This window comes from Paraburkholderia bannensis, from assembly GCF_014200455.1.
Classification (GTDB): Bacteria; Pseudomonadota; Gammaproteobacteria; order Burkholderiales; family Burkholderiaceae; genus Paraburkholderia; species Paraburkholderia bannensis_A.
On the sequence record NZ_JACHBW010000056.1, the window covers coordinates 1 to 2,646 of the forward strand.

5 protein-coding genes are annotated in these 2,646 nt (G+C 61.5%); 2 read left to right on the forward strand and 3 right to left on the reverse strand.

The annotated features are described in order from the left end of the window. Nucleotides 1-395: 395 nt before the first annotated feature. From F4827_RS34750 to F4827_RS35750, 3 genes are all read right to left on the reverse strand, one after another. Entirely contained in the window at nucleotides 396-653 is a 258-nt protein-coding gene (locus F4827_RS34750; RefSeq protein WP_183733698.1) for a hypothetical protein, read from the reverse strand. Nucleotides 654-698: 45 nt separating this feature from the next. Continuing rightward, nucleotides 699-1,418: an IS6 family transposase gene (locus tag F4827_RS34755; RefSeq protein WP_183733701.1), complete on the reverse strand. Its 720-nt coding sequence runs from the start codon at nucleotides 1,416-1,418 to the stop codon at nucleotides 699-701. Nucleotides 1,419-1,541: 123 nt separating this feature from the next. Beyond that, nucleotides 1,542-1,712, reverse strand: coding sequence for a hypothetical protein (locus F4827_RS35750; protein ID WP_233178623.1), 171 nt, complete (start codon nucleotides 1,710-1,712; stop codon nucleotides 1,542-1,544). A gap of 202 nt (nucleotides 1,713-1,914) precedes the next feature. Between F4827_RS35750 and F4827_RS34765 the strand changes: the two genes are divergently transcribed. Then, nucleotides 1,915-2,139, forward strand: coding sequence for a hypothetical protein (locus F4827_RS34765; protein ID WP_183733704.1), 225 nt, complete (start codon nucleotides 1,915-1,917; stop codon nucleotides 2,137-2,139). Nucleotides 2,140-2,412: 273 nt separating this feature from the next. Then, nucleotides 2,413-2,646 (forward strand): hypothetical protein (locus tag F4827_RS35010; RefSeq protein WP_221303932.1); only part of this gene is annotated, 234 nt, incomplete at its 3' end.

Consider the following 2,646-nt stretch of genomic DNA (forward strand, 5'->3'; position numbering starts at 1 on the left):
GTTTCCTCCCTCGAGGCTTATTCGACGCCTGCCCACACGCGCCGCGGCAAACTCACGGTCATGTGAACGAGGCAGACGTCCAATAACCCTTAACGATGAACGAAACTGCTCGCGCGGTAGGAGCTCCGTCTAAGTCCGGTGGTTCGTGAGGGGGCGGCTCCGCGGTTCAGTATGTTGGAGAATGAGGCAATCCGCCTCGTTATCCAGCAGGAGCCGATCATGATCTCTCAACCGGGTGTCAGCCCGCTGCGTCAGCGCATGACCGACGACATCCGCATGCGCCAGCAATAATTGCACATTCCGTATCTAGTACCCGTGAACAGAGGCGTTGCGCATTACTTGCGGACCCGTTTTGGCCGGGGCGGCCGCTGGTGCAGATTCAGCGCGTCTAAGCGTCAGCGTTTGCTTCGTGGCAGCCGGAGTCGGGCCGGCTTTGTCGCGGAGCTCTTCGTGTTGCCGCCGCGGCCAAGGCAGGCTTGCAGCGCATCCATGAGGTCGAACACATGGGCGTAGGAGTGTGTGATTTCTTCAGCGGGCGCGGTTATCTGGAGCAAGAGTTTCAGCTCGACGTCGGACACCGACACGTGTTCGATGTAGAGGTCCTTGAGCGAGCTGACTTCCGTGCCCCACAACAGTTGCTGGGGCTTTGTCAAGTTGGCCGAAGATGGTGTGTGCCATCTTGGCAAGCTAAGGTATCCTTATTGGAGAATTCCGAGGCTGCTCACGCCGGCCCAGCACTGCCAGGCAAGCAGGCGTGCCTGAAGTTCTGCGCGATGGCAGGCAGCCTTCATCTGGTGCCTCGGCAAGGCGAAGTGCTGACGGATAGGACCGAAGCGGGAGAGAAACGCCTGAGTACGCCGGGGATCGCGAAAGCCTTGCATCTGGCGCTCGCGCCGGCGCGTGGGTTGGTGGCTTTTTTCCGCGCGGTTATTGACCCGGGTCGACGCTTTCACCAATAGATTTTTCACGCCGGCCGGTTCGGGCACCTCCGCCTTTGCCGCCGGATAGCTACGCAGTTGATCGGTGACAATCTTTTGTGGCACCGGATGTGAGCGCAATACCTTCCTGAAGAAGCGTTTGGCCGCAGCGTTGTCGCGTCGTTTTTGCAACAGCACGTCCAGTTCGGTGCCGTGTTCGTCCACCGCGCGACACAGCACGTACGGCTCGCCGCGCAGCTTCACGAACACTTCATCGAGGTGCCAGGTCGAACACGCCTTTCCACGCACGGCCTTCGCGCGACGCGCAAACTGCGCACCAAACCGATCGCACCAGTTGCGCACCGATTCGTACCTGACACTCGCGCCACGCTCGAGTAGTAATTCCTCGATGTCCCGCAGGCTCAGGTTGAAGCGGTGGTACCACCGTACTGCGCAGCTGATGACCGATGCCGGGAAACGGAAACCGTAGTAGGGTGTGATTTGCTCTTCTGCATCCCGCCATTTTACCCGGCACAGTCATCAACTTGACAAAGCCCCGTGACTGCCTTGTGTGGCGGCTGTTACCGCGATTTCAGTCACGGCAGCGGGGCGCAGCGCGAGCATCTAGGCGAAGCAGGCGACAGCCTCAAGCACGCTCGCGAAGGCGAGCCCGGCAATCAGGTCGGCGCGGGCGGTGGGCAGGCTAAAGGCGGTCAGCGCGCCAGTTACCGGGTCGGCGAGTGCGGCCGCGCGGTCCTGCTCGGCCTGGACGCGGCGTGCTTCGGCTTGCTCCACATCAAGCGTATCGAGGCGCGCAGCGAGCGACGGGCGGCCGGCGCACAGGCTCGGGCGAGGCGCAGCGGCGCGCGGTGGCGCGGGCCGGTCGCGTTACTGCGTCGGCACGGTCACGTGCAATCACGCTCAAGTCACGACCGACTGGCACCGCAGCCGCGCGCGGCTCGCCCGCATGCTTTTGCGCCATCAGAAGGAAGACGGCATGGCCGTAGCACGTCGCGGCGATGCGGCCGATCCAGAGCAGGGCGCCGAAGGTGCGCACTCGCCAGCCGTGCGATCGAACGAGTGCGGGCAGCCGGTGAGCCGCGACGACGAGCACGACGCCGACGGCGATCCACGGTACGCGCTCGGCGAGGAATCCGTCGCGTTGCCATCCACGCATGATCGAGAGGCAAGCTGCACTCACGGTCGCCGCGACTGCGAGTAATGCCGGGAGCGTTCTCATCGGCATGGCGAGACCTCGGCAAATACGCCTATATATAAGCCTTGTGGGCAACCGGTATTAGGCGCACCATGAGGTAGGGAAACGTTATTTCGGCCTCGCGATGGCCTTCCCGCGTCCAAAAGGGAGGATCTATGGAAACGCGCCTTCATACCTTTAACGGCTGGCAAATGAGGGCGACTGTCGAAAGCAGACCTTCCTCTACTGGCCGCGCTGAGTACTACATTGTTGAGCCCATTACGTTTAAGGAATTTTCGGGTGCCGCAGGCACTCAGGCAGACCCTCGCGGCACGTATGGCCCGTTTGTTAGCGATGACGCTGCGTTTGATGCAGCCTTCAAAAGCTGTCGGTTTGCCATTGGCAGCGAGATTAAATTGCGCGGCTACCGGCGATTTGGCTAGGTGTACAGTCCCGAATTTTCATGGTGCAATTCTCTCCCTGGAATGGAAAGAGGCACTATGGGCCAAGTTCTTCACGGAAGCGCCACAACGA

Coding starts and splice junctions, on each gene's coding strand:
- F4827_RS34765 (WP_183733704.1), top strand. CDS start 1,915: ATGGCCGTAGCACGTCGCGGCGATGCGGCCGATCCAGAGCAGGGCGCC.